The organism is Acinetobacter sp. GG2, from assembly GCF_000292385.1.
Taxonomy (GTDB): Bacteria; Pseudomonadota; Gammaproteobacteria; order Pseudomonadales; family Moraxellaceae; genus Acinetobacter; species Acinetobacter seifertii.
The window spans coordinates 55,287-82,001 of sequence record NZ_ALOW01000027.1 but is presented as its reverse complement, the minus strand read 5'-3'; the positions used below and the strand labels follow the sequence as shown (position 1 = coordinate 82,001).

At 37.4% G+C, this 26,715-nt stretch carries 25 protein-coding genes, 1 tRNA gene and 1 pseudogene; 14 read left to right on the top strand and 13 right to left on the bottom strand.

Going from position 1 to position 26,715, the window contains the following annotated elements; translation table 11 throughout:
* Positions 1 to 87: 87 nt before the first annotated feature.
* The gene (hchA, locus tag B554_RS0105205) at positions 88 to 963 is read left to right on the top strand and encodes a glyoxalase III HchA (RefSeq protein ID WP_019457218.1); all 876 of its coding nucleotides are present in this window, start codon (positions 88 to 90) and stop codon (positions 961 to 963) included.
* A gap of 9 nt (positions 964 to 972) precedes the next feature.
* Here hchA and B554_RS0105200 read toward each other — a convergent pair.
* Positions 973 to 1,045 (bottom strand) — tRNA-Arg (locus B554_RS0105200).
* 312 nt (positions 1,046 to 1,357) lie between these two features.
* Between B554_RS0105200 and B554_RS0105195 the strand changes: the two genes are divergently transcribed.
* On the top strand, positions 1,358 to 1,612 hold the full coding sequence (locus B554_RS0105195) for a TIGR03643 family protein (protein ID WP_004705831.1): 255 nt from the start codon (positions 1,358 to 1,360) through the stop codon (positions 1,610 to 1,612).
* Positions 1,613 to 1,697: 85 nt separating this feature from the next.
* Here B554_RS0105195 and B554_RS18510 read toward each other — a convergent pair whose 3' ends face one another.
* Both B554_RS18510 and B554_RS0105190 read right to left on the bottom strand, forming a co-directional pair.
* Complete coding sequence (locus B554_RS18510) at positions 1,698 to 1,838, bottom strand: DUF2256 domain-containing protein (RefSeq protein ID WP_077162469.1); 141 nt, start codon at positions 1,836 to 1,838, stop codon at positions 1,698 to 1,700.
* Between the two features lie 4 nt (positions 1,839 to 1,842).
* On the bottom strand, positions 1,843 to 3,366 hold the full coding sequence (locus B554_RS0105190) for a cryptochrome/photolyase family protein (RefSeq protein WP_019457217.1): 1,524 nt from the start codon (positions 3,364 to 3,366) through the stop codon (positions 1,843 to 1,845).
* A 288-nt stretch (positions 3,367 to 3,654) separates the two neighbouring features.
* Between B554_RS0105190 and nudC the strand changes: the two genes are divergently transcribed.
* The gene (gene nudC, locus B554_RS0105185; protein ID WP_019457216.1) at positions 3,655 to 4,434 is read left to right on the top strand and encodes an NAD(+) diphosphatase; all 780 of its coding nucleotides are present in this window, start codon (positions 3,655 to 3,657) and stop codon (positions 4,432 to 4,434) included.
* A gap of 96 nt (positions 4,435 to 4,530) precedes the next feature.
* Here nudC and B554_RS0105180 read toward each other — a convergent pair whose 3' ends face one another.
* Positions 4,531 to 5,886 (bottom strand): amino acid permease, encoded by a 1,356-nt coding sequence (locus B554_RS0105180; RefSeq protein ID WP_004705835.1) that lies wholly within the window; start codon positions 5,884 to 5,886, stop codon positions 4,531 to 4,533.
* Positions 5,887 to 6,265: 379 nt separating this feature from the next.
* Here B554_RS0105180 and prpF point away from each other — a divergent pair, with 379 nt between their 5' ends.
* The 3 genes from prpF to B554_RS0105165 all read left to right on the top strand — a co-directional run bounded on the left by prpF (position 6,266) and on the right by B554_RS0105165 (position 8,953).
* On the top strand, positions 6,266 to 7,453 hold the full coding sequence (prpF, locus tag B554_RS0105175; protein WP_019457214.1) for a 2-methylaconitate cis-trans isomerase PrpF: 1,188 nt from the start codon (positions 6,266 to 6,268) through the stop codon (positions 7,451 to 7,453).
* A gap of 160 nt (positions 7,454 to 7,613) precedes the next feature.
* Positions 7,614 to 8,525, top strand: a complete 912-nt coding sequence (locus B554_RS0105170; RefSeq protein WP_019457213.1) for a polyprenyl synthetase family protein — start codon at positions 7,614 to 7,616, stop codon at positions 8,523 to 8,525.
* 59 nt (positions 8,526 to 8,584) lie between these two features.
* Entirely contained in the window at positions 8,585 to 8,953 is a 369-nt protein-coding gene (locus tag B554_RS0105165) for an MmcQ/YjbR family DNA-binding protein (protein ID WP_019457212.1), read from the top strand.
* A 69-nt stretch (positions 8,954 to 9,022) separates the two neighbouring features.
* Here B554_RS0105165 and B554_RS0105160 read toward each other — a convergent pair whose 3' ends face one another.
* The 4 genes from B554_RS0105160 to B554_RS0105145 all read right to left on the bottom strand — a co-directional run bounded on the left by B554_RS0105160 (position 9,023) and on the right by B554_RS0105145 (position 12,084).
* A complete protein-coding gene (locus B554_RS0105160) occupies positions 9,023 to 9,877 on the bottom strand; it encodes an SPFH domain-containing protein (protein ID WP_004705838.1) in 855 nt (284 codons plus the stop codon).
* 28 nt (positions 9,878 to 9,905) lie between these two features.
* Entirely contained in the window at positions 9,906 to 10,367 is a 462-nt protein-coding gene (locus tag B554_RS0105155; protein WP_004705839.1) for an NfeD family protein, read from the bottom strand.
* 105 nt (positions 10,368 to 10,472) lie between these two features.
* Complete coding sequence (locus B554_RS0105150; protein ID WP_019457211.1) at positions 10,473 to 11,390, bottom strand: patatin-like phospholipase family protein; 918 nt, start codon at positions 11,388 to 11,390, stop codon at positions 10,473 to 10,475.
* Positions 11,391 to 11,457: 67 nt separating this feature from the next.
* Positions 11,458 to 12,084 carry a lysophospholipid acyltransferase family protein gene (locus B554_RS0105145; protein WP_019457210.1) on the bottom strand — a complete coding sequence of 209 codons (627 nt, stop codon included), beginning with the start codon at positions 12,082 to 12,084 and terminating at the stop codon, positions 11,458 to 11,460.
* A 127-nt stretch (positions 12,085 to 12,211) separates the two neighbouring features.
* On the opposite strand from B554_RS0105145, the gene B554_RS0105140 reads away from it, so the two are divergent.
* The 6 genes and pseudogenes from B554_RS0105140 to B554_RS0105120 all read left to right on the top strand — a co-directional run bounded on the left by B554_RS0105140 (position 12,212) and on the right by B554_RS0105120 (position 19,218).
* Positions 12,212 to 13,459 carry an MFS transporter gene (locus B554_RS0105140; RefSeq protein WP_019457209.1) on the top strand — a complete coding sequence of 416 codons (1,248 nt, stop codon included), beginning with the start codon at positions 12,212 to 12,214 and terminating at the stop codon, positions 13,457 to 13,459.
* 80 nt (positions 13,460 to 13,539) lie between these two features.
* Positions 13,540 to 13,729, top strand: a pseudogene (locus B554_RS18935) (hypothetical protein).
* Positions 13,730 to 14,001: 272 nt separating this feature from the next.
* The gene (locus B554_RS0105135) at positions 14,002 to 15,336 is read left to right on the top strand and encodes a DcaP family trimeric outer membrane transporter (RefSeq protein WP_019457208.1); all 1,335 of its coding nucleotides are present in this window, start codon (positions 14,002 to 14,004) and stop codon (positions 15,334 to 15,336) included.
* Positions 15,337 to 15,519: 183 nt separating this feature from the next.
* Entirely contained in the window at positions 15,520 to 17,169 is a 1,650-nt protein-coding gene (locus tag B554_RS0105130; protein ID WP_019457207.1) for a phosphoethanolamine transferase, read from the top strand.
* Between the two features lie 14 nt (positions 17,170 to 17,183).
* Positions 17,184 to 17,858 carry a DNA-binding response regulator PmrA gene (locus B554_RS0105125; RefSeq protein WP_004705846.1) on the top strand — a complete coding sequence of 225 codons (675 nt, stop codon included), beginning with the start codon at positions 17,184 to 17,186 and terminating at the stop codon, positions 17,856 to 17,858.
* Positions 17,859 to 17,883: 25 nt separating this feature from the next.
* Positions 17,884 to 19,218, top strand: coding sequence for a two-component system sensor histidine kinase PmrB (locus tag B554_RS0105120; RefSeq protein ID WP_025465096.1), 1,335 nt, complete (start codon positions 17,884 to 17,886; stop codon positions 19,216 to 19,218).
* Here the strand turns inward: B554_RS0105120 and B554_RS0105115 are convergent.
* The 3 genes from B554_RS0105115 to B554_RS0105105 all read right to left on the bottom strand — a co-directional run bounded on the left by B554_RS0105115 (position 19,215) and on the right by B554_RS0105105 (position 22,551).
* On the bottom strand, positions 19,215 to 19,913 hold the full coding sequence (locus B554_RS0105115) for a phosphatase PAP2 family protein (protein ID WP_019457205.1): 699 nt from the start codon (positions 19,911 to 19,913) through the stop codon (positions 19,215 to 19,217). The two genes, B554_RS0105120 and B554_RS0105115, sit on opposite strands and share 4 nt — an antisense overlap.
* A gap of 259 nt (positions 19,914 to 20,172) precedes the next feature.
* Positions 20,173 to 21,360, bottom strand: coding sequence for an ammonium transporter (locus B554_RS0105110; RefSeq protein WP_025465095.1), 1,188 nt, complete (start codon positions 21,358 to 21,360; stop codon positions 20,173 to 20,175).
* 306 nt (positions 21,361 to 21,666) lie between these two features.
* Positions 21,667 to 22,551, bottom strand: coding sequence for a LysR family transcriptional regulator (locus B554_RS0105105; RefSeq protein WP_019457203.1), 885 nt, complete (start codon positions 22,549 to 22,551; stop codon positions 21,667 to 21,669).
* A gap of 115 nt (positions 22,552 to 22,666) precedes the next feature.
* Between B554_RS0105105 and B554_RS0105100 the strand changes: the two genes are divergently transcribed.
* Both B554_RS0105100 and B554_RS0105095 read left to right on the top strand, forming a co-directional pair.
* Positions 22,667 to 23,572, top strand: coding sequence for an AEC family transporter (locus B554_RS0105100; protein WP_025465094.1), 906 nt, complete (start codon positions 22,667 to 22,669; stop codon positions 23,570 to 23,572).
* Between the two features lie 94 nt (positions 23,573 to 23,666).
* Positions 23,667 to 24,683, top strand: a complete 1,017-nt coding sequence (locus B554_RS0105095) for a molecular chaperone DnaJ (protein ID WP_019457201.1) — start codon at positions 23,667 to 23,669, stop codon at positions 24,681 to 24,683.
* A 43-nt stretch (positions 24,684 to 24,726) separates the two neighbouring features.
* On the opposite strand, the gene B554_RS0105090 is transcribed toward B554_RS0105095, so the two are convergent.
* Together B554_RS0105090 and B554_RS0105085 are read right to left on the bottom strand one after the other, a co-directional pair.
* Positions 24,727 to 25,728, bottom strand: a complete 1,002-nt coding sequence (locus tag B554_RS0105090) for a 5'-nucleotidase (protein WP_019457200.1) — start codon at positions 25,726 to 25,728, stop codon at positions 24,727 to 24,729.
* On the bottom strand, positions 25,725 to 26,690 hold the full coding sequence (locus B554_RS0105085; protein WP_019457199.1) for a hypothetical protein: 966 nt from the start codon (positions 26,688 to 26,690) through the stop codon (positions 25,725 to 25,727). The genes B554_RS0105090 and B554_RS0105085 overlap by 4 nt, the downstream gene beginning before the upstream one ends.
* Positions 26,691 to 26,715: the final 25 nt, after the last annotated feature.

Genomic DNA, 26,715 nt, shown 5'->3' with positions numbered 1-26,715 from the left:
GTTTCTTGATCTAAATATACATGTACTAAGAAATAATAACTGGCTTAAAGCTGTTATTTCGTTCTTCAATTCTAAAGGATGGTAACAATGAATACCCCAGCATCAAATGATAAAAATCCGACCCCAGATTTGGCAGAAGATAATGCATTCTTCCCATCACCATACTCACTAAGCCAATATACTTCGCTTAAAACAGATTACGACGGGACGACTTACCCAACGCCGTATACAGGTAATAAAAAGGTCTTAATGATTGCAACCGATGAGCGTTATATCCAGATGCAAAACGGTAAGTTCTTTTCTACCGGAAACCATCCAGTAGAAATGCTTTTGCCAATGTTTCATTTAGATAATGCGGGTTTTGAAATTGACGTTGCGACACTTTCCGGTAATCCAGCCAAGCTTGAAATGTGGGCAATGCCAAAGCAAGAGCAGGTGGTATTAGATACTTTTCATAAATATGCAGATAAATTAAAAAATCCGCTAAAACTTGCCGATATTTTAGAAAATGCAGTGGGGAAAAACTCACTATACGCAGCTGTATTTATTCCGGGTGGGCATGGTGTTTTAGCTAAGATTCCACATAGCGTGGATGTCAAAAAAGTTCTGAAATGGGCAATTGAACAAGACAAATTTATTATTACTTTATGTCATGGTCCAGCTTCGCTGCTTGCTGCGGCAGTAGATGAACAGCCTGAGAATTATATTTTTAAAGATTATCAAATTTGTGTATTCCCTGATTCATTAGATAAGGGGGCAAATATTGATATCGGTTATATGCCGGGAGCTTTACCATGGTTAGTCGGTGAGAACCTTGAAAAACTCGGTGTGAAGATTTTGAACACTGGCATTACAGGACAATGTCATAGAGATCGTAAATTATTAACAGGTGATAGTCCGCTTGCTTCTAATAATTTAGGAAAACTTGCAGCTGAAACATTGCTGGCTGAAGTGAAGGATTAATTAAATGCGTGCGCCCTGCGGGACTCGAACCCACGTCGGTCGCTTAGGAGGCAACTGCTCTATCCAGTTAAGCTAAGGGCGCATAATTTTATGATTATAAACAAAAAAGCTATTGCTAAGGCAATGGCTTTTTTCATGTTTTAGGTATTAAAAATTTTGTCATAGTGGTTAATAAAAAGTTAAACCACTCAAAGGTTTTAGAACTGTTTATGTCTTATATAAAATAGAGTTTATAAAGCAAAAAAATCACAAAAAATTCATGTTTGCCTTTCTATGATCTGAAGCAAAACACGAGAACATTCAAGGCAAGCAATCGGGTAAGTGAAGCTATTTTCAGAAAGGTTGTTTGTTAAAGAATCAGATTTGGTTACAGCATAATTTAAAAGGTCATAACATGAAAAAAATTGATGAACAGGACTTATCTAGAATTATTGAAATGGCATGGGAAGATCGAACCCCATTTGAAGCAATTGAGCGAGAGTATGGCTTGCGTGAAAGTGAAGTTATTCGTTTAATGAGATATAACTTAAAATCGAGCAGTTTCAAACTCTGGCGCAAGCGTATGGCAGGGCGTAAAACTAAGCATCAGCAATTACGTTCACCAGAAGTTGAAAGAGCTTACTGTTCTCGTCAGTATAAATATGCTTAAGACTATCAAATATAATCAATTGAAAGACAACTGATTCAACAATGAAGAGGAGTGTTGAATCAGTTAAAACAATCGGGTGAAATATTTACTTATTTGAGCGGGCTTGTCGTTTACATCTTTCAGAGCAATATTTTACTTCTTCCCAGCAACGTTCCCATTTTTTTCGCCAGTCAAAAGGGCGTTGACAATAGACACATATTTTCTGAGGTAGATGCTGTTTTTTCATGATCTTAAAGCTCATCAAGTTGATGAATAAGTAACTTTGCATGCTGCATGACAGAAGCTTTATCTTTCATACGATCAATGTTTTTATATACCATCGCCATTCTGGGATTTTGACGAAATATGGCCTCATGCTGGCTCATAAAATACCAATACAAGCTGTTAAATGGGCAACTGTCTGGTTCAGTTTTGGTTTTGACGTTATATGTACAGTGCTGACAGTAATTTGACATTTTATGTATGTAATTACCTGATGCAGCATAGGGTTTACTTGCCATGATGCCACCATCTGCATACATGGCCATGCCTAATGTATTCGGTAATTCGACCCATTCATAAGCATCTACATAGACTGCTAAATACCATTCGCAAATTTCTGATGGATTTACACCTGCTAAAAGCGCAAAGTTGCCTGTAATCATTAAACGCTGAATATGGTGAGCATAGCCATGTTCAAAGGTATTTCTGAAACACTCGGCCATACATGCCATTTTTGTATCACCCGTCCAGTAATATTGTGGCAGCGGCGTGCTGGCATAAAGGGTATTTTGATCGCTATAGTTAGGCATAGATAACCAATAGATTCCACGCACATATTCTCGCCATCCTAATATCTGACGAATAAATCCTTCTACTGCATTTAAGGGGGCCTGTCCGTTGTAATAGGCTGTTTGAGCAGCGTCGCACACTTCTTGTGGCAATAACAATCCACAATTTAAATAAGGCGAGAGCAGACTATGAAACATAAAATCTGAACCATAAACCATGGCATCTTGGTAATCGCCAAAGTGGGGTAGGTTGTTAGAAATAAAATGGTCTAAAGCAAGTAAGGCATTTTGGCGGGTTGTTGCCCATTGAAAGGAATTGAGATTGCCCATATGTTGAGAAAATTCTTTCTTGACCAGTTGAATAACATCTATATCAATTTGATCATACTCAAAGGTTAATTTTGGTGGCAAAGGTGGATTGCCTGACCACGCTTTTCGATTGGCTTGATCAAAGTTCCATTGCCCGCCTATGGGTTGTTGGTCATGCATTAAATAGTGAGTTTGCTTGCGCATTTCTCGGTAAAAGTATTCCATCCTTAGCGTTTTATATTTGTTTGCCCATTGCTTGAATTGTTCTACGGTACAAAAGAAGCGATCATCTTCTAAACAAATAACAGGTAGTTTTAGTGAGTTAGACCATGAAGTATCGATTTCATGTTGTAAGCGATACTCACCACATTGGGTAACGACGAGAGTATTTGCCGAGAAGTGTTGCTGCTGCAAAGCAATAAAGTCGACTAACTTTTTTATATGACTTTCGCGCTTAAATGTGTGATAACGGATTTTCCAGCCCTGTGCTTTTAATTCTTTTGCAAAGTGTCGCATTGCACTAAAAATCAGCGCTATTTTTTGTGGATGATGAGCAACATAAGATGTTTCCTCAAGTACTTCAGCCATCAAAATAATGTCTTCATTCTGGTTTAAATACTTGAGCGTTGCGAGTTGGTGATTTAATTGATCACCCAGAATTAAACCAAATCGCATATTTTTGCTTCATGAGATGGAACTAAAACTAGTCTAAATTTTCAGAGATCAATTTTATGTGAAGCAGTGCTTCTAAGTTCATCACTGGTCAGTTAACTATAAAGTCATAGATATAACTTAAAAGCATAGCATGCGTGAATAAAATGTGATTTTAATCAAAAAGATACAAATTAAATAAATTGAAGATGTTAGCCAGTATGCGTAAGATTTTTGAAAAATATGTTTTAAGTCTGATCCTTTTGAAGGAGCTATAGAGGCCGTCGAAAGGTTCTTCACTCGAGTATATAAATGAATACCAACAACCATCCTATTGCTTATATTTTTCAGCAGCAACAACTTTTGGTTGATGCGAATTTTAATTTGCCTTGTCTTAAACAGCAGGAACATGATTTATATATACAAGCAGACCCTCAAGTAATAGCAAGAGATTTCCAAGAAGGTGAACCTATACCAAATGGATATCAGTTCATACCTATTCGCCAACTCTTACAGTATTGGACTAAACCGCAGTTTGAACAGGCGAGTCGTGCTTTTCAGTTACTGGAGTGGCGTCGTAATCATCAGTTTTGTAGTCGTTGCGGACATAAAACCCAGCAGCATAGGACTGAATATTCTATGACTTGTCCAGCATGTAGTTTTAGTCAATATCCTAGAGTTAACCCTTGTGTGATTACTATTATTACACGTGGAGAGAACGAGATTTTGCTGGCTAAAAATGTCAGAAATACAACCCAGATGTACAGTTTAATCGCTGGCTTTGTCGAGGTAGGGGAAACACTAGAAGATGCCGTTCGACGTGAAACATTAGAAGAAGTTGGATTGCACATTAAGAATATTCAGTATTTGGCGAGTCAACCATGGCCATTTCCGAGTAACTTAATGTTGGCTTTTAAAGCTGAATATGAAGCGGGCGAAATTGAAATTCAGGAGAAAGAACTGAGTGATGCTCAATTTTTCAAACTTGATCAATTACCTGAAATTCCATTTAAAGGCAGTATTGCGCATGCAATGATTATGCATGTTATTCATGGCACACCTGTGGCTGATGATACGAAACAGTGGCTCTAAAAGACATTCAAATATGGTTTTAATCTTAGAGCCTTAAATAAAAAAGCCATTGTCTCGACAATGGCTTTTTTCATGTTTTAAGTACAAATGTTCAGATTATTGTTCTTTAGCATTGAGTACTTTAAACAAAATAAACATAAGAACAATCCAGATCGGAATCATCATTACAGACTCTTTAAAGCCTTGACTCCACATAATGTAGAGTACAACAGCAATGAAACCTAAAACCAAATAGTTACTAAATGGTGCCCAAAGTGCAGGGAAGTGAGTTTTTTGACCGAGTTTTTTCATTGCTGATTTAAACTTAAGGTGAGTCATACTGATCATCGCCCAGTTCAACACCAATGCGCCAACTACAATGTACATTAAGTGGCTTAAAGCATCTTCAGGTACAAAGTAATTTAAAAGAACACAGCCAAAAATAAGTAATGCAGACAACAAAACTGCTGGTACAGGTACACCTTGTTTGTTTACTTTCTTGAAGATTTTTGGCGCATTACCTTGTTGAGCTAAACCGTAAAGCATACGGCTATTGGCAAACATCCCGCTGTTATAAACAGAGAGGGCAGCGGTTAAAATAATAAAGTTAAGTAAGTGTGCAGCCCAACCAATACCCATTTGACTAAAGATCATAACAAATGGACTTTTATCGAGACCGCCAAGATCTAATTGGTTCCATGGCACTAATGAAAGTAAAATTGCCAATGAACCGATATAGAAAATCAAGATACGGAAAACAACTTGGTTAATTGCTTTTGGAATGGTTTTTTTCGGATCTTTTGCTTCTGCCGCAGCCATACCAATCAGTTCAATACCACCAAAGGCGAACATCAAGAAAGCCAACATGTAGAACAGGCCACTAAAGCCATTTGGAAAGAATCCACCATGTGTCCAAAGGTTGCTAAATGAAATGCTTGAACCTACATCTGCTGTAAATAGCAAGTAAAGTCCAAAAATAATCATTGAGATAACCGCAACAACTTTAATAATAGCGAGCCAGAATTCGGACTCACCATAAAATTTGACGTTTGTTAGATTAATTGCCGTAATCACGACAAAGAAAAATAAGACAGACGTCCACGCTGGAATATGAGGCCACCAATAATTAATATATTTGGCTACCGCAGTAAGTTCGCTCATCGCGACCAGAACGTAGAGTATCCAATAATTCCATCCAGCTAAAAATCCGGGAAATTTCCCCCAATATTTATAAGCAAAATGGCTGAACGATCCTGCAACAGGTTCTTCAACAATCATTTCTCCCAAATGACGCATAATCAAAAATGCGATTAAGCCGCCAATGGCATATCCTAAAATAATGGATGGTCCCGCAGATTGAATCACTTGCGCCGAGCCTAAAAATAATCCGGTACCAATTGCTCCACCCATAGCAATTAATTGGATATGTCGATTTTTTAGTCCTCGTTGCAGTGTAGAAGATTCGTTGGTCAAAGGTCTTCACTCACTATGAATAAGTAAATTATTCTAATAGATGGATTTATTTTAGCCTAGACTACAAATTAACAAGCGGTGACTGAAAAGTAACACTAAAAAATATTTAAAATCATTAACTTGCTTTTAATAATGCAAAAATGATTGAAAAATATTCTAAAAATATATTTTTTGATAGACTCTTTTTTTCATGATTTTGCTTAATTCGGTCATTGCGAGCATGAATCTAAATTCTCAAAATAAGTCTGCGTCAATACGATTGATGTATAAAAGCATAACGCTATCTCTAGATCACAAAACGATTTAAGATGAAGTGAATGACTAAACAAGTCTGTTTGTTTCGAGATATAAAAACACAATAGTAAGGATAACAGTTGATATGAGCTCAGTACCGCAAATTAAAATTCCAGCAACTTACATGCGTGGTGGAACCAGTAAAGGTGTATTTTTTAAACTTGATGATTTGCCGGAAAGAGCTCAGGTGGCAGGTCAAGCAAGAGATCAACTCTTACTACGTGTCATTGGTAGCCCAGATCCTTATGGAAAGCAAATTGATGGAATGGGTGGAGCGACTTCAAGTACCAGTAAAACTGTTATTTTGGCTAAAAGCACCCAGCCAGATCATGATGTCGACTATTTATTTGGACAGGTTTCAATAGATCAGCCCTTTGTGGACTGGAGCGGTAACTGCGGTAATTTGACTGCTGCGGTTGGCTCTTTTGCGATTTCAAATGGTTTGGTTGATGCAGATCGTATTCCAGAAAATGGCCTATGCACGGTTCGAATCTGGCAAAAAAATATTCAGAAAACCATTATTGCACATGTCCCTATTACCAATGGTCAAGTTCAAGAAACTGGTGAGTTTGAACTGGATGGGGTGACTTTCCCTGCCGCTGAAGTTCAAATTGAGTTCTTAGATCCTGCCGATGATGGTGAAGAAGGCGGCGATATGTTCCCAACAGGGAATGTTGTTGACCAACTAGATGTTCCTGATATTGGCAGTTTTCAAGCGACATTTATTAATGCAGGTATTCCAACCATTTTCTTAAATGCAGAAGATTTAGGATACCAAGGTACAGAGTTGCAAGATCATATCAATAGTGATGCAACTGCGCTGTCACGTTTTGAAAAAATTCGTGCGTATGGTGCTGTGCAAATGGGGTTAATTAAAGATATTTCAGAAGCAGCTGCACGTCAGCACACACCAAAAATTGCTTTTGTCTCTAAGCCGAAAAACTATACAGCTTCAAGCGGTAAGTCCGTTTCAGAAAGCGATGTCGACTTACTGGTTCGTGCTTTGTCGATGGGTAAACTTCATCATGCCATGATGGGTACAGCAGCTGTAGCAATTGGTACTGCTGCTGCTATTCCGGGCACATTGGTAAATTTAGCAGCTGGTGGTGGAGAGCGTGAAGCAGTGCGTTTTGGACATCCATCTGGAACATTACGTGTTGGTGCTCAAGCTGAACTTGCAAATGGCCAATGGGTGGTAAAAAAAGCCATTATGAGTCGTAGTGCACGTGTCTTAATGGAAGGCTGGGTTCGAGTTCCGGGCGACAGTTTCTAAAAGTTATTTAAATGAAAGAGCCTCTCTACTATAGAGAGGCTCTTTTGCATGTGGCATCCATAACACATCACGCACTTTTTACAGCGAATCGTGTATGATGTAGTACACGAATGTTTCATAACATTTAATAAAATTTCTCTACTGATTTTACGAGGCGACTGTGTCATCACTCTCTCAAGTTAATGCGGATGTTTTAAAACAAGCTCAACAACGTATTCAACAAGATTTATTGACAACACTCGCTGCATTTTCAATTCCTGAACCTTTAAAAAGCGCAGTACACCATGCCGTTATGCTTGGTGGAAAACGTGTTCGTCCGGCTTTGTGTTACGCCACAGCTTCTTTACAAGATAATCCAAATTTTGCTGCCGCTCGCCGTGCTGCAGTTGCAGTTGAACTTATTCATTGTTACTCGCTAGCGCATGATGACTTGCCTTGTATGGACAATGACTTGCTTCGTCGTGGTCAGCCAACGTGTCATGTAGCATTTGGTGAAGATACGGCTTTACTTGCAGGCGATATTTTACAATCAATGGCTTTTGAGGTTTTAGGTAGCCGTTTGTTTGATGAGCAAGGGCAGGGAACTGATGCTGCAATTGTATTAAAGCAAATTCAAATTTTAGCAACAGCCAGCTCTAAAATGGTTTGTGGGCAGGTTTTAGACCTACAAGCTGAAGCTAAACAAATTTCTCAAGACGAACTAGAAAATATCCATCGTAATAAAACGGGGGCGCTTATTCAGGCGGCTATTATGATGGGGGCAGTGACACTTTTCTCTGGAACGGATCAGGCAATTCCAAAATTGCGCCAGTATGGACAAGCGATTGGACTGGCTTTTCAGGTGCAAGACGATATTTTGGACATTACCTCAAGCACTGAAACTCTAGGTAAAACTGCGGGTAAGGATGAACAAGTACAAAAGTCGACTTATCCTGCTTTAATGGGACTTGAGCAAGCACAGGTTTATGCAAAAGAGTTGCATGACCAAGCTTTTGAGGCTTTAGCGCATTTTGGTGAAAATGCAAAAGAGTTAGTTGAGATTTCACAGTTCCTTTTAGCCCGTACCAACTAATATAAAATCAAATTAATAATCCTGCTTGTATTCATATTGAATGAATAAAGGAGATAAGAATGAATGGTGATCAGCTCCATCAAGCTGCAATAGATATTGCGCGTAATCTTCCTTTTAGTGAGCAAAGCCAACCCTTTGGTCCAGAATGCGACGTCTTTAAAATTTTAGAAAAGATGTTTTTATTAGTAGGGGAAGGAACGGGCACAAAAATGATTACTGTTAAATGTGATCCATATAAAAGTCAGGAATATCAAGAGCTTTATCCTTTTATTATTCCAGGGTATCACATGAATAAAAAACACTGGATCTCTATTACTCCGCATAAAAACTTAACACGTGATTTACTTCAAGATTTGATTCGCGATTCTTATGACTTGGTTGTAAAAAAGCTCCCTTTGAAAGATCAGAAAAGATTAAACAACCAATAATACTCAATATAAAAACGGCGACATGATTGTCGCCGTTTTTATTTCAATGACTTATTTGAAGCAATTAAATTAATTATGTTTTCCCATAATGCCACGAATTGTATTTAAAACATCGGCAGGTAACACAACAGTTTTGGCATTGCTTGATTTCGCCATCTCTTGCATTGCTTTAACGTATTGTTCACCTAACAGGTAGGCAACAGGTGTTTCTTTATCGCCCACTGCGCTTGTTACCATTTCAATCGCTTTTTGAGATGCTTCTGCTAAGACAACTTGTGCTTCTGCATCACGGCGTGATGCTTCTAAACGGCCATCAGCTTCTAAAATTGCAGCTTGTTTCTCACCGTCAGCTCTGGTTACTGTGGCACGACGTTGACGTTCAGCAGCAGCTTGCGCTTCCATGGCAGCTTGCATGGTTGAAGATGGTTGAATATCTTGAATTTCTACGGTTTTTAAAGTGATACCCCAATCTGAAATATCATCAGAAATCGCAGCTTTGAGTTTAGCTTTAATGTGATCTCGAGATGATAAAGCATCATCTAGATCCATTTCACCGACAATTGAACGTAGAGAAGTCTGTACAAGGTTTTGAATTGCCCAAGTATAGTTTTCAATGCCGTACACTGCTTTTTCTGGAGTAGTCAAATTGATATAGGCTACTGCATTCATAAGCAATACAGCATTATCACGGGTAATCACTTCTTGAGATGGAATATCCAGCACAATATCTTTAGTGGTAACTTTATAAGCCACTTCGTCAATATAAGGAATAACGAAGTTAAGCCCCGGATTAAGCGTGGAATGATATTTCCCTAAACGCTGAACAATCCATTTATAACCTTGAGGAACAATACGTACCCCTTTAAAAATGGTAACTGCAACAAAAGCCAAAAAGGCTAAAACAATAATGGTACCAACTGGCATGAAAATAACCTCTCTTTATCTTTAATGTTTATGAAGTACTGTGGGGCTGAACAATTAAGTCATTACCCGAAATATCAATGACTCGAACCCGATCACCGACTTTCACAGGGGTGGTGCTTCGACAGTTCCATTCATCGGCCCCTAAAATAGGCATAGGGAAACGAACAATAATTTGGTCATGAGCGAGTTCGGTCTGAATCACCATACCGATTTGCCCAATGGTGGCTTCACGAGGTAAACCCGCTTTAGTTTTATCAATCGACAATGGTTTAATAAATTTGAACCAAAGAATAGTGCACAGCACCGATAAAATAATCCACAATACAATTTGTGTTGTCAGGCTAATATCAGGAAATAGCCAATAGAGAAAGCAAACCATAATGGCTGCAATACCAAACCAGAGAGCGGCAAAAGCAGGGATAATCAGCTCAGAAAGAATAAGTAAGATACCCAATACAAACCAGTGCCAAGGTTCTACAACAAACTCCATAGATCTGCTCTTTTATATATCTTTATGATGGGTAAAAGTGATCTCATATCACTTTTACCACTGTAGCAGATGATGGTAGGTGTGGATAGAAAAAAACCACCTCAATTAAAATTTAGGACGTGGTGCTGGCTTAAATGCGGCAGGAGATTTTTTGAAATTCGCAATGGCAGTTTCAATTTGACGAATTTGACCTTGAGCAGCTTTCTCACCCTCTAAAATAGCTTCATTACTTGATTTTAAATCGAGTGTACCTAGGTGTCCGACTTTAGGTTGGATGACTACGTTTGCTAGCTTTAACTCTTCATTAATACTTTGTTGACCCATAATATTAATGGTTTGATCAAGCAATCCCCACATATTCGCTGGGCGATTCCCTGCTGGACGTGCTGAAATATCAACCGCAATCACGATATCTGCACCCATATCACGTGCTGTTTTTACAGGAATTGGGCTAACTAATCCGCCATCTACATATTTTTGATTACCAATAGTGGCAGGTACAAATACGTTTGGAATACTACAAGACGCGCGTACCGCTTGACCTGCATTACCTTTAATGAAGTCAGTTTTTTGACCATTATCAAGCCGAGTTGCTACCGCGGCAAAACGAATTGGGAATTTCTCAATCGGCTTGTTGCCAACGTTACGGTTCACGTAGTCCTGTAACTTTTGCCCAAGAATAATACCTTGGCGATTAAGCGTTAAATCACGAATATCAGATTCTTGCAGTTTAAGTGCAAGATTTTGGAGTTGATAAGGTGTTTGTCCGCTGGCATAGATACTTCCTACAAAACTGCCGGCACTTGTACCCGTAACAATTTTAGGCTTAATACCATGTGATTCTAAAACCTTGATAACACCAATATGTGAAAATCCTTTTGCTCCACCGCCACCTAAGGCAAGTGCGATTACTGGTTCGCGTGCTTTAACTGAAGTGGTCGGTGTTGGTGTTTTGCTGAACTTATCACAGCCGAATAGGGCTAAAGAGATAAATCCGATACTGGCAAACTGAGCAATTTTCATCTTTAAAAAACAATCTATGGCAAGATAAATTAAGATGGCTCATCAGACCAGATTCGTTCAATTTTTGCTAGGTTTTTTTCACAAGATTTTGTAAAGGCTCCGCAAGCCAATTACGATTTTTCGGTGACATTTTTCCTTTATAACGCTCAAAAATCTTTTGTAGATCTTGATCATAGTTGCTACTTGGATTTAAGTGTCCTAGGCAGTGAATAGTTTTACGATCATAATCAAAAGAAAACATCACAATCGGAATATTGGCTTTTGCAGCAATATGATAAAAACCACTCTTCATTTTTTTTGCTTTCTTACGTGTGCCTTCAGGTGCCATGCCAATCCAGACTTTGTCATAGTCTTGAATCGTGGCAACAACTTGTTCCGTCAGACCATTAGCAGAGTCACGTTTTACAGGAATAACACCTGCCCAATCTAGAGCGCGTTTAAACGGTGGCTTAAATAGACTGTCTTTGCCTAGTACTGTAATTTGAATACCCAATCCAAAAATGGCAAGAAAACCATACCAGCCATCAATATTAGATGTATGGGGAGAAATGATAGCTACTGCTTTAGGAAAGTTGGGAACTTCACCTTCTATAGTCCAACCTTGAGCCAAAAAAAGTTTTTTAAATAATGCCCGACTTAAAGCATTACCACGTTGAGGTACCTCTGGAGGGAGGGTAGGGAAATGTTGTTCCATATTTTTAAGTTTTAAATCATCCTTTGTTTTATCTTAATCTTTTGAAATCTGTGCTTCATTGGCAAAATGTAAGACCACACATGGTATTTCATGTGATTACCGCACAAACAAATAAAAGTAGGTATATATGTTTCGACAGCAAAATCTTTATTTTTTGCTCTTTTCCCTTTATTGGGCACAAGGTTTGCCAGTAGGTTTTATGACTCATGCCTTGCCAGTAATATTAAGAGCCCAAGGTGTTTCACTTGCCCATATTGGTGGTTTTGGGCTGCTCATGTTGCCTTGGTCAATCAAAATATTTTGGGCACCGTGGGTAGATCGACATGCGATTTCACGCTTAGGACATTATCGAAGCTGGATTTTACCTACTCAGCTTTTGACGGTGGCCGTACTTTGTGTTTTATCTTTCTTTCCCATTCAAGCCTTAGATCAGCCGCTGTACTTATTTATATTTTTTATTGCACTGTTATTTATGAACTTGACGGGTGCAACACAAGATATTGCAACCGATGCGTTAGCTGTTAATTTATTGCAACACGATCAGCAGCATTGGGGAAATACTTTTCAGGTCGTAGGTTCTCGGCTTGGTTTTATCGTGGGTGGGGGAGCTGTGCTGTGGTGTTTAGACTGGTTGTCATGGCAGCCGACATTTTTATTACTAGCTGCTTTAGTCTTCGTCAATACGCTACCAGTTTTACTATTTAAAGAACCTGTTCATGGTTCTCATTCTACTAATGAACCTAGCCAGCTAAATTTAGTCACAAAAATTAAGGCTTATTTGAGTTATTTTTCTCAAAATAAAGAACTTCGATCTTGGTTAATGGTACTTATCACTTTTAAAGTAGCAGATGGTTTGGCTGGGCCATTACTCAAACCTTTAATGGTGGATATGGGACTAAGTTTTACCCAAATTGGTGTTTACATCACTATGCTAGGCGCTGTAGCTGCTTTAATGGGGGCATTTATTGCAGGTTGGGTGTTAAAGCACTTTTCTAGACCAACTACATTAATTAGTTTTTCAATATTAAAAATCATGAGTTTAGGTGCCTATGTTTATTTGGCTTATGCTTACGAGCAAAAGATAAAAATAAATGCATGGCTTATCTATACTATAAATGCTTTAGAAGATGCCTTTGCCGCCATGCTACTCGTTGTAATGTTAACCTTAGTCATGCATTACAGTCGAAAGAACTATGCTGGCACTGATTTTACTTTTCAGGTTTCGGTCATGGCGACCGTAAGTGGTGGGCTTTATACTTTGAGTGGTGTTATTGGAGATGTACTTGGTTATTTCCATTATTTGATAGCTATTGTCACTATTGCTGTACTATTTTTAATTCCTATTTACGTATGGAAAGCAACAAAAACTGTATAAAAAATGACATTAAGTCGATGAAATAAAGAGACTTAAATCAGCTTAAGTTATGTTAAAAAATGGCGGTTATGTATTTAGTCATTCTTTTAAAAATGTATATTTTTAGCTATTCAAATGGCTTATTAATTGTGCCATCTTGTTTGAGTAGCAATTGGAAGCTAGATGGAGAAAAGGGATGCGGATAACAAGAAAAATCATGTGAATCAATCGATTTGGATAAGAGAATATTCAATTAGACTGTATATTAGCCTAAAGTCTAAAAAAGAATAATGAAATAATGATTTAATCATTCTATAAGATAAGAGAGTTGTGTAGGATTCGTTACAACATGAAGTTAAGGTAAAAGTTCTGTAAACAAAAAGCTGTTTTGATTTTTTTGATTTGGAATTTTTAATCTTACCCAGCGTTAAAATTGGTTTTGATTGCGGTAATAAAATTAATGCAATCAAATTTGGAGAAGAGTTGATTTTTTGGTGCTCAATGGTCACACGAATCAACTTGGCATGGATAAGCGACATAAAATATATTTTTAGGAGTTTTTGATGGATCTATTCCTTAATCGTAAATCGTTTGTTGTTAAAAGTTTAGCTATTACAGTAACAGCTTTAATGATGAGTGGGGCAAATGCGGCAACCTCTGAAAAAGAGGAAATTCAAAAACTTCGTCAAGAAGTTGAAGCATTAAAAGCATTAGTTAAAGAACAGCGTCAAGTACAACAGCAGCAGCAACAAGTACAGCAACAACAGCAAGTACAGTTAGCTGAAGTTAAAGCACAGCCACAACCAGTTGCTGCGCCAGCTTCGCCATTAGCTGGATTTAAATCTAAAGCTGGTGCTGATGTAAACCTTTATGGTTTTGTTCGTGGTGATGCTAACTACATTATCGAAGGTGCAGATAATGACTTTGCTGACGTTAGTAAGACTGATGGTAAAACACACGATAAATTACGTGCGACTGCTAAAACTACACGTCTTGGTTTAGATTTTACTGCTCCAGTAAATGATGCCAAAGTGGGCGGTAAACTCGAAGTTGATTTTGCTGGTTCAACAACAGATTCAAATGGTTCATTGCGTATTCGCCATGCTTACTTAACGTATAATGACTGGTTATTTGGTCAAACGACATCTAACTTCTTATCAAGCCATGCACCAGAAATGATCGACTTCTCGACAAACGTTGGTGGTGGTACTAAACGTGTACCGCAAGTACGCTATGGTTACAAGTTAGGACCAACTACACAATTGTTTGTTTCTGCTGAAAAGGGTGATAGTACTGCCCTTAATGGTAAACAAGATGCAAATGGCAACTGGACAAGTGACAGTATTAAATATAGCTTACCTGCATTAACTGCTAAAATTACCCAAGGTTATGCAGATGGTAGAGGTTCTGCATCAGCACGTGCTTTAGTAGAAAACTATAAATCACCAACGGGCAATAAGGATAATAAAACGGGTTGGGGTATTGCAGCAGGTACAGACTTTAAAGTTTCTGATCCTCTAAAACTTTTTGCTGATGTTTCATATGTAGTTGGCGATAATAGCTATTTATACGGTAGTAACGCTGCCTATACATTGGTAAATAACAATATCGAGCAAAATAAATTTGTTGCTGTACAAGTAGGTGGTACTTATAAAATTCTACCTAACTTACGTACTACTTTAGCATACGGTGCAGAATTTGCTGATGATGGCACGGATTATGCTAAAGCATATACAGCTGGTAATGAAAAAGTTCAGCAAGCGTGGATCAACGTTATCTATTCGCCTGTTAAGCCAATTGACTTGGGTCTTGAATATATCAATGGTAAGCGTGAAACATTTGCTGGTAATGATTACAAAGATAACCGTATTGGTTTAATGGCTAAGTATAGCTTCTAATTTTTCAAAGATTTAAGTCTGAAAAAGTCGAGGTTCTAGTTAACCTCGACTTTTTATTTGTAGTTGAGTTAAATAATACTAAGCGCTTAAAAATGGTTTATACCGATCATTCTATTATTTAAGTCATTTTTAAGTTTCAATTTTTACATTAGAAGATCATAAAAAAGGTCGTAGTAACCAGAGATGCTGAGTTTTTTTTCTAAATTAAGAAATAAGCAGATTTCCCTGTTTATGTTCAACGTCATTATAGCCATTTGGTTAGGAGCAATTCTAAATATTGGTTTTTATAAGAAAGTTCATCTATTAACACCATATTTAGGTATAAAAGCAACCTTATTTTTAGCGGCTACCGTAGTGATTGTTGTTGCTATCTATTATGCAGCTTTACAAATTTTAAACTGGAAATGGACAGCCAAATTTTTTGCCATTTTTTTGATATTTATTGGTGGATTTAGCTCATATTTTGTAAATACTTTGGGCGTGATTGTTTCACCTGACCAAATTCAAAATATCGTACAAACAGATGTCTCTGAAGCTACAGATTTACTTTCTTTGCGTTTTGCACTCTGGACTATTTTCTTTGTTGTTTTACCTATATTTTTGATTACTCAGGTCAAACTCAAATCAGAAAAAATATTTCCACTTTTACTTAAAAAAGTACTTTCAATTGCTCTTGCATTTGCGGTCGTAGGTGGTTTGCTGTTTACTTATTATGTCGATTTTGCAGCAATATTTAGAGAGCATCGTGACTTAAAAGGAATGATATCACCTCAGAATACTATTTCTTCGGTCATGTCTTATTACCGTAAAAAAGCACCTAAGAAAAATCTTCCACTTGTGAAATATGGTGAAGATGCTCATCAAGTGCAGCAAACTCAGAAAGATTTACCTAAGCTTATGGTGCTTGTAGTGGGTGAAACCGCACGTGCTGAAAGCTTCTCGCTTAATGGTTATGCCAAAAATACAAATCCAGAGCTTTCTAAACAAGATATTTTAAACTTTTCACAAGTGACATCCTGTGGTACGGCAACAGCAGTTTCTGTGCCATGTATGTTCTCTGGTATGTCACGTGCTGATTATGATGAGCAATTAGCGGGTCACCGCGAAGGATTACTGGATATTGCTAAACGTGCAGGCTATCAAGTGACTTGGATTGATAATAACTCAGGTTGTAAAGGTGCATGCGATCGCGTTGAACAATATCAAATTCCAGAAGAGTTAAAGCAAAAGTGGTGTAAAGATGATGAATGTCTTGATGGCATTCTGGTTGATAGCTTAAAACAGTATTTGGCTTCTATTCCAAAAGATGATAAGCGTCCACGTTTAGTTGTATTACATCAGATGGGTAGCCACGGCCCAGCATATTACAAACGTGCACCTGATGGATTCCAACCATTTAAACCAACTTGTGATACCAATGCGATACAGGGTTGCTCACCAGCTGAACTCGTAAATACTTATGATAATACAATCGTATATACAGATCATGTATTGAACCAAATGATTAATACTTTAAAAGAAGTATCGAATTATCAAACAGGTTTCTGGTATTTATCTGATCATGGTGAGTCTACAGGTGAACATGGTATGTATTTACATGGTTCACCGTATTCAATCGCACCGAGCCAACAAACGCATATCCCAATGATTATGTGGTTCTCTGATGGTTGGAAACAACATAATCTTGCTCAAGTAAATTGTTTAAATCAACAAACCAAACAAAAGTTAAGTCAGGATAATTTATTCCCAAGTTTGTTAAGTTTGTTGGATGTAAAAACTCAGGTCATCAACCCTCAACTCGACATGTTGCACTCTTGTGCCAATGTAAACTAAAGCGAGCCTAGAACATGACAAAAATCTTGATGATTGAAGATGATTTTATGATTGCAGAGTCAACGACTACGTTGCTGCAATATCATCAATTCGAGGTGGAATGGGTCAATAACGGTTTAGATGGTTTGGCCCAACTGGCAAAGAATAAGTTTGATCTCATTCTTTTAGACTTAGGCTTGCCAATGATGGATGGTATGCAGGTGTTAAAGCAGATCCGTCAAAGAGCAGCTACACCAGTCTTGATTATCTCTGCACGTGACCAGTTGCAAAACCGTGTTGATGGTTTAAATCTGGGAGCAGATGATTATTTAATTAAGCCTTATGAGTTCGATGAATTACTCGCTCGCATTCATGCGTTATTACGCCGTACAGGGGTAGAGGCTCAACTTGCGAGCCAAGATCAACTCTTAGAAAGTGGTGATCTGGTTTTAAATGTTGAACAGCATATCGCAACATTTAAAGGGCAACGTATTGATTTATCAAACCGTGAGTGGGCAATTCTGATTCCGCTTATGAGTCATCCAAATAAAATTTTCTCGAAAGCTAATTTGGAAGATAAGTTATATGATTTTGATAGTGATGTGACTAGCAACACGATTGAAGTATATGTCCATCATTTAAGAGCAAAGTTGGGTAAAGACTTTATTCGAACGATCCGAGGGTTGGGTTACCGTTTAGGTCAATCATAATTTAAGATTTCGGGACTTCATGAACGTGCATTATTCACTAAAAAAGCGACTGATTTGGGGCACCTCAATCTTCAGTGTGATCTTAGGTTGTATTTTGATTTTTAGTGCATATAAGGTTGCACTTCAAGAAGTCGATGAAATTTTAGATACTCAAATGCAGTACTTAGCCGAAAGAACGGCTGAGTACCCCTTAAAAGCAGTAAGTAGCAAGTTTGATTTACATCGAACTTACCACGAAGAAGATTTATTTTTAGATATCTGGGCTTATAAAGATCAGGCTAATTTATCTCATCATCTGCACTTATTGGTTCCTCCTGTCGAGCAAGCTGGTTTTTATTCACATAAAACCGCTGAGGGTGTAGTCCGAACATATGTTCTACCGTTAAAAGACTATCAAATTCAGGTGAGTCAACAAGAACGTGTTCGTGAAGCTTTCGCATGGGAGCTTGCGGGCAGCATGTTCATTCCTTATTTAATTATTTTACCTTTTGCGATATTTGCCTTGGCCGCTATTATTAGTCGTGGTTTAAAACCAATAGATGATTTTAAAAATGAGTTAATGGAACGAGATTCTGAGGAATTGACACCAATTGAGGTGCATAATTATCCTCAGGAGCTTTTGCCTACCATTGATGAAATGAATCGTCTGTTCGACCGTATTTCTAAAGCACAAAATGAACAGAAGCAATTCATTGCAGATGCTGCTCATGAACTACGAACACCTGTTACTGCATTAAACTTACAAACCAAGATTTTGCTAAGTCAGTTCCCTGAACATGAGTCGTTGCACAACTTAAGCAAGGGGTTGGCACGTATTCAGCATCTAGTTACACAGCTTTTGGCACTGGCAAAGCAAGACGTAACGCTTAGTATGGTTGAACCTACCGGCTATTTTCAGCTTAACGATGTGGCTTTAAATTGCGTTGAGCAGTTAGTTAATTTAGCCATGCAAAAAGAAATCGATTTAGGCTTTGTGAGAAATGATCCTGTTGAGATGCATAGTATTGAACCTACTGTGCATTCGATTATTTTTAACTTAATTGATAATGCGATTAAATACACACCGCATCAAGGCGTTATTAACATTTCAGTTTATACCGACCCAGATAACTACGCATGTATTCAAATTGAAGATAGTGGTGCAGGTATAGACCCTGAAAATTACGATAAGGTACTTAAACGTTTTTATCGAGTACACCACCATCTAGAAGTAGGAAGTGGTTTAGGTTTATCAATTGTAGACCGTGCAACTCAAAGACTTGGTGGAACTTTAAGTCTCGACAAGAGTTTAGAGCTTGGTGGTCTTTCTGTTTTAGTGAAGTTACCTAAAGTACTACATGTAAATGAAACAAGAGCTTAACTAAGCTCTTGTTTTAATTGTTTTTCGAACTCAAAGCGATGAATACAAATCGCATAAAATAAAATATTGACTGCCCAAACGACCCAACCAGTCCATAAGTTATGACTCAGGAAATGTGCTCCTCGCATCATTTGTGCCCAGCCCATCATAAAACCCAATAAAATGCCTGCAATTAAATAAAAGTAAGCACGTTTAGGTTGTTCAAGGCGATAAACAAAATAACCAGTCATGATGATAAAACCTGCGCTAGCATGACCACCCGGGAAACAATGTCCGTGTTTCGCCGTGAAGTCCCAAATATAACCACCTAAACTGTTAGGATGAACCATATTCCAAGGGCAGGCATGAGCAGATTGTGACTTGAGTAGACCAACAACACCGCTACCGATCATACTGACAAAAAACATATAACCATATTGCCAGCGATATATTTTTAGCTTTTCTACTTTAAATGAAGCAAGCCAGAGGCCAAAAAACATAATATAAACCGCAGTAATAATATCTTTTACGATTTGATGATTAAGTCTTTCAAGATACCAATTTTCCCGATTAAAAAATTGACCAGTTGAATCAATCCAAGGTTGGATAAGATACATATCAATTTTTCCACCCACTGGAAATACAAATAAAAGTATAAAAAAACTGATGGTAAGAAAAATAAGCTGAAGCTGAAAAAAATGTTTTTGTTGATTCATTGTGTTGTAACATCAATTTAAGCGTGAATTGAAGGCATTACATAAAATAAAACTTAAATTGTTCTTAAACTATTTAATATTTCATCTATAAATCTTAAGATAATATTAAAATTAATATATTTTTCAATATTCTAAATTGATTAAATAAAGACTTAAAAGAATATTTTTTAATCAATAATTAGTGTTTTTATTTAAGAAGTTTTATTTATATTAGGCAATCAGAAGCAGGATATTTAAATCCTGCTTCATAATCGCTGAATTAAAACATACCTTCTTCAGAGTTGGCAGAGATTTTATGAATAGATAAATCTGCACCTCTAAACTCATCTTCTTGAGATAAACGAATACCAATAGTTGCTTTAAGTATGCCATAAACAATAAATCCACCCGCAAGTGCAATTGCAATCGCTAGAGCGGTCCCGATGAGCTGAGAGGCAAAAGATACACCACCTAAACCACCCAGCCATTTTTGACCAAACAGACCCACTGCAATACCACCAAATGCACCGCATACACCATGCAAAGGCCACACACCTAGTACATCATCAACTTTGAGTTTATTTTGAGTATAGGTAAATAAGTACACAAACATTGCACCAGCTGCACCACCAATAACCAGCGCACTTACTGGATGAACAATGTCAGAACCCGCACAGATTGCAACTAAGCCTGCAAGTGGACCGTTATGTAAGAAACCAGGGTCATTTTTCCCAATCGCATTTGCTGTAATGGTTCCGCCGACCATAGCCATGAGTGAGTTAATTGCAACCAGACCAGAAATAGCATCAACACGCTGTGCACTCATCACATTAAAGCCAAACCAACCTACAATTAAAATCCATGAACCGAGCGCTAAAAATGGAATAGAAGATGGCGGATGAGCACTTACACGGCCATCTTTCTTATAACGACCAGAACGTGCACCCAATAAAATCACGGCAGCAAGTGCAATCCAACCACCCATAGCATGTACCACAACTGAACCTGCAAAGTCATGAAAAGCTGCACCAAAAGTTGCTTCTAACCATTTTTGCAGACCGTAGTTACCATTCCAGACCATGCCTTCGAAAAATGGATAAACCAGCGCAACTAAAGCGAGTGTCGCAATTGCTTGCGAACGCATTTTGGCACGCTCAGCAATACCGCCTGAAATAATCGCAGGAATTGCCGCAGCAAAAGTAAGTAAAAAGAAGCAACGCATTAAGTTGTAGCCATGATCACTTGCTAGAGCTGTACCATCATGGAAGAAATGCTGGCCATACGAAATGTAATAGCCAACAAAGAAATAGGCGATTGCAGAAAGGGCAAAGTCAGTCAGAATTTTACTAAGCGCGTTCACCTGATTTTTGTGGCGAACTGTACCAAGTTCCAAGAATGCAAAACCTGCGTGCATGGCTAGAACCAAAACTGCACCAAGTAATAAGAAAAATAGATCTACATTTTGCATAGCATGCTCGAAAAAAGTGCTAAATTCCATTTTGGAACAAATCTGGGTCTGTAAATTGCACCAAAATAGATTTAAGGAATCTAAAAACCTAAGTTTGTCGAAACAAACTCAATTGCATAAAAGTGAATATGCAATAAGCGCACCAATTTGGATTGTGAAATTAGTTTTTGGCGATAAATGGTGCGTTAATTTGCTTAAAATAGGCTGTTATGGCACATTTTTATGATAAAAGTCATCTGATTTGTTTATAAAACGACCTAAATGAGTTCGTTATTAAAATATGAAACAAATTAAATTCTGATTAGATTATTGATTAGACCAAACCTCTTGAGCAACTTCTATAAATGCTTTCACTGCTGGACTGATGTGTTTTTTGTTTTTTACTGCAAGGCCAATAGAACGTTTAAGGTTCGGTTTAAAAGGGCGTTTAACCACGTTTGGATAAAGTGAGAGTAGCTCTTTGGTAATGACCATATCAGACACAATGGACACCCCCAACTGGTTGTGAACCATACTCACGATACTTAGAATTTGTGAAACATAAAATTTGATGTCTGGTTTCACATTAAAGTTTTTTAAAATTAATTCGACCTGATGTCGACTACCAGCCATTGTCATAATAAAAGGGCAGTTTTCTAGCTGTGCTGGATCAATATAGAGTTGCTGTGTGAGCGGGTAACCACTCGGAATTAAGGCAACAAAACGATCTTCAATTAGAGGGAATGTATCAAAACGCTCATCTGGCATAATCAAAAAACCAACCTCTATACGCCGTTCTAGTAACCACTGAGCAACTTCTTTATCTTCACCTTCATCAATATAAATTTCGATTTTAGGGTAGCGCTGCCGAAAAGTTTCTAGAATTTCAGGCAATAGATAAATAGAGGATGAAGCTCCAAAAGACCCTATGCGTAAGGTACCTTCGTTTAAACCGTGTATAGCAGCTACTTCTTTTTCTAAAGTGTCGGAAATACTTAATAGCTCTTTTACATGCGTAAGTAGCTGCTGACCTGTCGTGGTGAGCTCAATATCACTTTGAGTTCTTGAAATCAGGTTAATGCCCCATTGTTGTTCTAATGATTTAAGCGCATGAGAAACTGCCGACTGTGAAATTCCCAGCTTTTCTGCCGTCGCAGTGAAACTTTTTAGTTCAGCAATGAGTGCGAAAATCTCAAGTTGGGTAAATGTCATGTTGTATTTGTTATGAGTAAAAACTCATTTTATCATGAGTTTTCATTATCTTTAATATATGAGTAAGCCAAGGTTATTGCCAAACAGCAAACCTCCACAAAACTCGAGTAAAGAAATGAATAGCATTGTTTTATCTCTTTTTCCCTTAGTTGCATTAATTGCATCGGGATACTTATTTAAAAAATATCGTTTTTTTAGCGATGAGTTTTGGGCTGGGGCAGAAAAGCTCAATTACTATATTTTATTTCCTGCTTTGCTTTTTAGTACGCTATCGACTGCAAAAATTGACTTACAAAGCTTAAGTGCTGCCATTATTGCAATGTTGATTGTGGTTTTAGCAGTGACCGCCTTTTTATACATACTCCGAATGTTTTGGCACATACCACCTGCACGTTTTGGTGTGCACGTACAAAGTATGGTTCGCTTTAATACCTATATTGGTTTGGCTCTAGTCACTGCGCTTTTTAAAAGTGAAGGAATGGCAATTCTGGCAATTTTATTGGCGCTTTGCATTCCGCTTGTGAACGTTATTTCGGTACTCGCTCTAACCTCTAAAGAACATATGGCAATTAAACCTGTTTTGATTGCACTTCTTAAAAACCCTTTAATTGCATCGTGTGTGGTTGGGGCAGCAGTCAATGCACTTCAAATCCCGATTTGGGAAGGCTTTACTCAGTTTATTAAGCTTTTTTCAGTGTCGAGTTTGCCACTAGGTTTGTTATGTGTGGGTGCAGCTTTACAGTTTATGCAAATTAAAAAAGACATTGTGGTATTGGCAGCAGACACATTTGCACGACTTTTAGCAGTACCTGCCTTGGCTTACGCGGTATGTACGTGGTTTGGTTTACCAAGTTTGCAAACTCAAATTCTAGTTATTTTCTTTGCGCTACCGACGGCTTCCGCTTCTTACATTTTAACTAAAGTTTTGGATGGCGATAGTCAGCTCATGGCAGCCGTAATTAGCTTTCAAACTCTATGTGCTGCCGTGACTTTGCCATTAGTGATTTGGTGGATTTCTTAAAATATAAACTTTAGATAAGTAGTATTTAAAGAATGCTTTGCTACCTTCCTCATCTGATTATTGCTACACTTTTTTCTTTTTCAGGTGGATGAGTATGTCCTTTGATCTCAAAGTGAGCTTGCAGCAAAGGTCTGAACCGTCTGCACAGCAGAAAAAATTGAATCGCCTGATTGATAAAATAGAGCAACAAAAAGTTAGCCTAAGCACATGGCAAAATGCGCAAGCCGAGATTCAACAGCATATTCGGCAAAAACTGATGCCTGTGTATAGCGATTTGCATGAAGTCTTATTTCAGCAGTTAGATCAACTCTGGAATGTGTTACATAGCCATGAGTTTTCTAAAGCAGATGTACAACAAATAGATGAAAAAATTGCCCAGCTTGCACACATGTTGAAGCGCTCCAAAATACTGTCTGCTGAACAGTTGGAGTTGGTGAAGCAGGCCGATACCTTTTATCAACAACATACACAAGAGTCAGCAAGGAAGAATAAAAAAGCTCAACCAATAGAATTTGGATATGAAGAAAGTGCTGATCAAGGTTTAGAGTTTGAAGAAGACTTTGAACAATACGCAGCCGAGCAACAGCAAGCACGTGAACAAGCCAAACAACAAAGACAGCAACAGAAACGTGAACAAGCCGAGCAAATGGCAGCGCAGTCGTTAAAAACAGTTTATTTAAAAATTGCTGCGATGATTCACCCAGACCGTGAGCAAGATGAAACAAAAAAAGAAGAAAAAACTGAGTTGTTCCAACAGGCAAGTCAGGCCTACGAAAAGCAGGATTTGTTTTATTTACTCAAACTCCAGTTACAGCTTGAACAGAATAAAGGGCTAGGCGCTAAAGAACCATCTGCCGAGCAGTTACGGTTTTATAAACTGGCTTTAGATGCACAAAGTCAGCAGCTCGAAAGCCAAATTGCTGAAATTTTGGATTCTTTTCAGTTAGCCAAGAATGTAAAAGCGGAGCATGTACACATTAGTGATGTGTATAAAGCTGTCGATGCTGATTGTGCTGAGCTAAAGCAGCAGGTGAAGTGGGAAAAGGAGCGTTTAAAGCATATGAAAAAGGTGAGTGGGGTAGAGATGCTGTTGGAGCATGGGGCGCTATAACCTCTCCCTAACCTTCTTCGGATAGGGGGAGAGCTATTGAGAATTAAGTTAGTTCTATAGTTTGATTATTTTCATCAATTTCTCCACTAGTAGATAGCTTATCTGAATCTAATTTTTTATTAGCTATCCCAAAAGGAATATGTACAGAAGCAATGCTATTAGCTGTTTTCTCTAAATGAGTAACTTGATCATCGAAGAAAATATGGGGGTTTAAAATCTCTAAAACTTTACGTTTTTCTATGCCACCCAAGAAAAATGCTTCATTTATTGTATCAATGTCCCATGACCTCAAAGAATTAATAACTCTTTTATGTGCAGGTGCATTTCTTGCTGTGACAATTGAAAGTCTTAATCTACTTTTATAATCAGAATTTTGTGACTGATATTTAATTTCTTCTTTCTGTAGAGCAGAAAGTTCTTTTAATAATTTATGCAAAGGACCTACATTTGCAGGTTGGTTAGCTAAATTTTCCTCATTTTCAATAAATGCCGAAAGCCCACTTCTGTTATACACTTGTTCTGAGGAGTCATCTGCTATCACACCATCGAAATCAAAGGCAATTCGTAGCTCTTCATCATGTTCAATATCAAAGATATTGCCCTTTAGAATTAATCCTGCTGGATAGCCTGCTGTAATTGCTTGGTTTACATCAGTTTCATTAGCAGATAAAAATAAACTGATATTTAAAGCATCAATATATTTATGAGGGGTTCTTCCTTGTAAAAAGATAGCTCTTTTTATACCTAAACCATAATGCTCAATAGAGTTCATGACCCTTAAACCTGTATTTGGATCATTTCTCGATAGTAAAATAACTTCTACAAATGGTTTATCTTTTGGGAAAATACTATTTAAACTTAGAAGACGTTGAATAAAAGGGAACGCTACACCAGGCTCTAAAAGTACATTTTCATTTTTACGTTGGTACTCTCTATATACAAGTTCACCGTGTGTTCTGAATACTTCATCAGATTCTTGTAAATTGAATAAAGCACTTGAAGCTAGACCAATAACGAGTTTTTGTTCTAAACCATAACCACTCATTTACTTACTCCTTTAGCTTCAATTTTTTGACCATTAATTGATAGCTCAATATTAATAGGTTGATTATTGGATAGTTGTTCTAGATCTTTAATATGAATATTTAATGGGATAGCTGTGCTACTAAGTGCTTTATCAGTTGAAAAATATATTTCTTGCTTAGCTGCTTCTTTGTGCGTCGGAAAACCTCTTAAATAAATTTCATTCAAATCTTTATTTTCTAGCCATTTATTTGGGAGCCATAATGTGGAAATAAATAATAGCCCCCACGCTATCATAAAAAATCTCCCAACACGAATGGGAATTTTACTTACAGAAGGTTTATTTAATATTAATTCTCTACTATAAATAACTTTTAAAAAAGTAAAGTAATTTATAAATTTAGAACTCAAGATTAAATGCCAAAAATTGTTTTTTTTACTTGTAAAACTATTTTCTTTAGTGTTTCTATCTAGTTGCTTTATAACATCATTATTTATTTCAGATTGTTCAGTAGAGAATAATTGATAAAACTCAGTTAGATTATTATCTACAGCAAGATTTTTTTCATCTTTTTTATAAAATGTTAAGAGATGCCGTTCTATAGTTTCTAGTTTTTTCTCCCAAAATTCTTGCCAGTATTTAGCTCCAGCTGCAACAGCAGTCTGAGAATACGCAACGTAAAATCCTACTGAGCAAAGAATGAGATGGATGTATGGGACAGTATTACTAGAATAAATTAAGCATGCAAATAAAACACCCTGAAATATCATGAAAAAATTATTTCTTTGAACTAATTGTCCAATTTCTAAGTTTCTTGTTGCTATAGTAATTTCATAAACACTTTTTAATCGACTTAGATGTTCTTCATCTTTAGATTTCTCAAATGGATTATTTTCACTTTCAATTACAATATTATTGTTAACAGTCCTATTATCATTATTAGTAATATTTTTGGTAAAAAAGTCTTGAAAAAAATCTTTCATGAAATTAAATATAAAGCGCTGAATA